The sequence below is a fragment of the Mesorhizobium sp. FG116 genome (assembly GCF_057809835.1).
Genome location: NZ_JBMDKS010000070.1, coordinates 1 through 4,964, shown reverse-complemented (window position 1 = coordinate 4,964; position 4,964 = coordinate 1). Strand labels below are relative to the sequence as shown.

Annotated in this window: 5 protein-coding genes; 4 read left to right on the top strand and 1 reads right to left on the bottom strand. The window is 56.2% G+C overall.

What is annotated here, in order from left to right; translation table 11 throughout:
* From ACODTY_RS23285 to ACODTY_RS23270, 4 genes are all read left to right on the top strand, one after another.
* The coding region (locus ACODTY_RS23285) for a phosphotransferase family protein (RefSeq protein WP_488996551.1) at positions 1-555 on the top strand (555 nt) is incomplete at its 5' end.
* Positions 556-596: 41 nt separating this feature from the next.
* Entirely contained in the window at positions 597-1,394 is a 798-nt protein-coding gene (locus ACODTY_RS23280; protein WP_488996550.1) for an inositol monophosphatase family protein, read from the top strand.
* 68 nt (positions 1,395-1,462) lie between these two features.
* The gene (locus tag ACODTY_RS23275) at positions 1,463-2,818 is read left to right on the top strand and encodes a glutamine synthetase family protein (RefSeq protein ID WP_488996552.1); all 1,356 of its coding nucleotides are present in this window, start codon (positions 1,463-1,465) and stop codon (positions 2,816-2,818) included.
* Positions 2,819-3,161: 343 nt separating this feature from the next.
* Entirely contained in the window at positions 3,162-4,349 is a 1,188-nt protein-coding gene (locus ACODTY_RS23270) for an iron-containing alcohol dehydrogenase (RefSeq protein WP_488996549.1), read from the top strand.
* A gap of 101 nt (positions 4,350-4,450) precedes the next feature.
* Here the strand turns inward: ACODTY_RS23270 and ACODTY_RS23265 are convergent, their stop codons facing one another.
* Positions 4,451-4,780 (bottom strand): transposase, encoded by a 330-nt coding sequence (locus ACODTY_RS23265; RefSeq protein ID WP_488996548.1) that lies wholly within the window; start codon positions 4,778-4,780, stop codon positions 4,451-4,453.
* Between the last annotated feature and the right edge of the window lie 184 nt (positions 4,781-4,964).

Below are 4,964 nucleotides of genomic sequence, written 5' to 3'. Positions count from 1 at the left end.
TTGCGCAATTTCAACGACTCTGGGCCGCTGAGGCTTACGAAGACGATCTTCGACATGATCGAGGAGCACATCGATCAGGCGCACCAAGTCAAGGGTCGGCTACCAAACGATCAAGATTTTCTTATGCGTTGCTTTGACGAGGCGAAGTCCGCATTTGCCGCGTCAGGGATAGAACTTGTGCCATGTATGAACGACACCCTTGCCGGGAATTTCTTGTTGAATGCCGACGATCGCGTGATGCTTGTTGATTTCGAGTACGCATCCAACAACGAACGAACCTTCGAAATCGCCAACTGGTTCTGCGAGATGGCCTTTCCTCGCCGGATCGAGCAAGAGGCAATCGAGGAATATTTTGGCCGATGGGATCATCGGATCGACGCCCGCATCAAAGTCTGCAGAGCTTTGAGCGACTTGAAATGGGCAACCTGGGCGATGATCCAGGAAGCCATGTCCACGCTTAATTTCGACTACTACAAGTACGGTACTTGGAAGTACATGCGAGCGCGCACGCAGTTTCACCATCCAGATTGGTCACTCTGGATTGGCCAAGTGTAGCGACTCTTATCATTAACAATCAAATATGCGGGCGTTTCGCAATGGATGACGATTTCGTTCAAATGCAGAGCTATATGAATTTCGCCAATGAGCTTGCCGATTTGGCGCGTCCTATTGCAAGGGCACATTTCCGAACGTCAATTGATATTGAGTCGAAAGCCGACCAAAGCCCCGTGACGATCGCCGACAAGGCAATAGAAAGAAGGTTGCGGGAGGAGATTTACGAGGTCTATCCCGATCATGGAGTGTTAGGCGAGGAGGAAGGAGGCGACTTTGCTCGACAGCTAACCTGGGTGATCGATCCGATTGATGGTACGAAAAGTTTTATTACCGGCATTCCACTTTTTGGAACTTTAATTTCTCTGGCGTTTCGTGGTCGACCGATACTCGGCGTCGTCGACATGCCAGCGCTCGGCGAGCGTTGGCATGCATTCGGGGGCCAGACGTGGTTCGGCGATCAAACCGCCAAGTCGAGCAACCGGCCACTAGCGTCGGCGAGGCTTCTTGCAACGTCCCCTGATATGTTTGCAGGAACGGCCTCGACGCAATTCGCGAACTTGTCACGAGTGGTCGGGATGCGCCGCTTCGGCGGCGATTGCTATGCCTATGGATTGCTCGCATCCGGGCATGTGGACCTCGTCGTCGAGAGTGGGCTCCATATCTATGATGTCATGGCCCTAGTGCCCGTTGTTCAAGGCGCGGGTGGGGTCATCACCGATTGGCACGGGCGTGAGATATCGCCGGATTTCGATGGAAACCTGCTCGCCGCGGCCAACCCTAGGTTACACGTCGAAGCACTTGCAGCGCTCAGCGCCTCTGGTCCCTCGGTCGGCATCTAACGCTCAGATATTTCGGACTTTTATCAGCATCTACAGTGGATCTCGGGAGATACGTGACCGTGAGTATCATGACTTTTGATGAATTAAGAGAAGCAGTCGATGATGGAGATATTGAAACCGTTCTATGTTGCGGTGTCGATATGCAGGGGCGACTGTTCGGAAAGCGCTTCCTTGCTTCGTTCTTTGTCGAGTCCGCGCACGAGATGACGCACGCCTGCAATTACCTCCTCGCCCTGGACATCGACATGGAGCCAGTGTCTGGCTACGAGTCGGCGAACTGGACACGAGGTTATGGCGATTTCATATTGAAGCCGGATATGTCCACCCTACGCCGGGTTCCTTGGTTGGAAAGGACGGCTCTGGTGATCTGTGACATCCAGGATCATCACCACGATGACGTTCCCCACACGCCCCGCGCTATCTTGCGCAAGCAGGTCGCTCGGCTGGCAGATCGCGGCTACCGAGGCTACTTTGCCACTGAGCTGGAGTTCTACCTACTCAGCGAAAGTTATGAGTCGGCACGGGCAAAACGCTGGCAGAACCTCCTCTCCGCCTCGCCCTATATCGGCGACTATCAGATCGGCATCACGACGCGAGAAGAACGTGTAATGCGCCGTCTGCGCAACGAGATGCACGCGGCCGGAATTCCAATCGAGAATTCAAAAGGAGAGGCTGGGCCGGGGCAGGAAGAGATCAATGTGCGCTATGCCGAGGCGCTCGCAATGGCCGACCGGCACGCGATTTTGAAAAATGGTGCAAAGGAAATCGCGGAACAGGAGGGACAGTCGATAACATTCATGGCAAAGCACAACTATGGCATTGCCGGTAATTCCAGCCATATCCACAATTCCCTGTGGAGCGAGGATGGTTCGAAGCCGTTGTTCTTCGATAGCGCGGCGAGATGGACCCTTTCCGAAATCGGACAGCAATGGTGCGCCGGCCAACTCAAGTATGCGAACGAAATCACGTGGTTCCTGGCGCCGTATGTCAACTCCTACAAAAGGTTTCAGTCGGGCACTTTCGCTCCGACGAAGATCGTGTGGTCGGAGGACAATCGTACCGCCGGTTTTCGTTTGTGCGGGCAGGGCACGAAGGGAATTCGCATGGAGTGCCGCATCGGCGGTGCGGATCTAAACCCCTATCTCGCCTTTGCCGCGCTAATAGCAGCCGGCCTCGCGGGCATCGACGAGAAGTTGTCCTTGCAGGAGCCATTCGTCGGTAGTGCCTACGAGGTGTCGGTTTTACCAGAAATTCCAAAGACCTTGCGTGACGCGACCGAGACGTTGGCGAGCTCGGTGCTGTTGAAATCCGCATTCGGGCCGGACGTCATCGATCACTATGTCCATACGGCGCGTTGGGAACAGCATGAGTATGATCGCCGAGTCACGGACTGGGAGCTGCATCGAGGATTTGAGCGATACTAGGAGCCTTGCTTCAGGTAACTGCTGCGAGGGATGACGGGGGCGATGAAGCTGCGCTCGCCAATTCACGCCTCCATCAATGTTGAATGGCTCATCACGACGGACGGCCAGATGTGGATTGCGGTCGCAGAGGCACAGCTTGCAAGCCGAGCGGTCCGGAAAGGTCGATCGTCGCAAGTCGGAACGATCGCAACGATTTGACCTGTCCGAATGTTTTCATCCAGGGGTAGCGCTCTGACGTATGACGAACAATTTGGGTCGGCTGCCACCCATTTCCCAACCCAACAGTGCGGCACGGCGCCCACTCAATTTTGATAGCCAGCTATCCAGAAGGGACAGCACCAAAATGAAAATGTTTACGTCTAAGTGGAACTATCCTACCACCGTCCGTTTCGGGATCGGCCGCATCCGAGAGCTGCCTGATGCGCTTGCCACCGCGGGTATCAAACGACCGCTTTTTGTTACGGACCCTGTTCTGGTCAAGCTGCCGATCGTCAGCTCGGCTCTCAAGATCCTTGACGATGCGGGCATCGCCTACAACGTATTCTTCGAGGTGAAGCCCAATCCGGTTGGGTCCAATCTTGCGGCGGGCGTCAACGTCTTCAAGAAAGGAAACCACGACGGTGTTATCGCGCTGGGCGGAGGGTCGGCGCTGGATCTTGGCAAGCTTGTGGCCTTTCAAGCTGGTCAGACAAGGCCGGTCTGGGATTTCGAGGATATTGACGACTGGTGGACGCGCGCTGACGCGCAAGCGATCGCGCCGATCGTAGCGGTGCCGACAACTGCGGGCACAGGATCCGAGGTTGGTCGGGCAAGCGTAATTACCGATGAGAAGACCCGCACCAAGAAGGTCATCTTTCATCCGAAGATGCTGCCCACAATCGTTATTGCCGATCCCGAACTCACGTCCGGAATGCCGCCTGTCATCACCGCCGGCACAGGCATGGATGCCCTTGCTCATTGTTTGGAAGCCTATTGCTCGCCAGGATATCATCCGATGGCTGACGGCATTGCGGTGGAGGGCGTTCGCTTGGTTCTCGAAAATCTACCAAAAGCTTTCGCAAATGGTAGCGATCTCGTAGCTCGCGCTCATATGATGAGTGCGGCTGCGATGGGCGCCACCGCCTTTCAGAAGGGCCTTGGGGCTATCCATGCATTGTCGCACCCCGTTGGCGCTCTCTACGATACCCATCATGGCATGACCAATGCTGTATTCATGCCGTATGTACTTGCATTCAATCGCGATGCGATAGAAGGGCGCGTGCGGCGGTTGGCAGCCTATTGTGGAATCGCTGGCGGCTACGACGGTTTTATCGAGGCGATCCTGATGCTGCGCCGCGAACTGAAGGTACCAGACACGTTGTCCGGGCTGGTTAGGGATTTGGGTTTTGACGAGATGCGCAAAGGACTGATTGCCGACATGGCCGTTGTTGACCCCACGGCGTCGGGCAATCCGGTAGAGCTTACCAGACAAGGTGCGATACTCCTGCTGGAGAGGTCTCTGCAAGGTTACAGTGGAAGACCGCTGTCGTGAGAAACGCTGTTCGAAATTCGCCACGGCTCGCATGGGCTTCCCGAGCGGGTTCAGATCGTTCCACATGGCTGCCGTTTGACAGCGGTTAACCATCTCCGGATCTATATCCCCTTGCCCCAGTGTGGGCGGTCGACGCGGGTGATCGTAGCTGGGGCAAGCTCGATGTCGTCACCTGACGACTTTGCCGCCGTGGCGCCGGTCCGCTCCCGACCGATGCCGCGGCGGCCTTCCATGGTTCGCAGGCTGATCCGAAAAGGACGTAAGCGGTGTTCCCGGGCAACTTCGGAAATCATTGCGTTCGGTTCCAGCGTCTCCGCGACGATCCGCGCCTTGTCATCCATCGACCAGTGACGCCGGCCGCCAGCGCCGTTGATCACCTCAAAACGCCGAGGCTGCCGCTCCGGGTCAAGCATAAGGTCAAGTCCAGCCACAAGCCTATCTCCGATCCCAATACAGGATCGGCAACCTCACAGATCGCGATCACTCCCGAAAGGTGGCCCGGGAACACCGCTTACCAATGAATTGCTCGCCGCCGCTGACATGGCGATGGGGAAATAAGTCGCCTTAGCGTGCCGCACAGCCACGCCATGGCCGCCGGGCTGGGATCAACAGTAC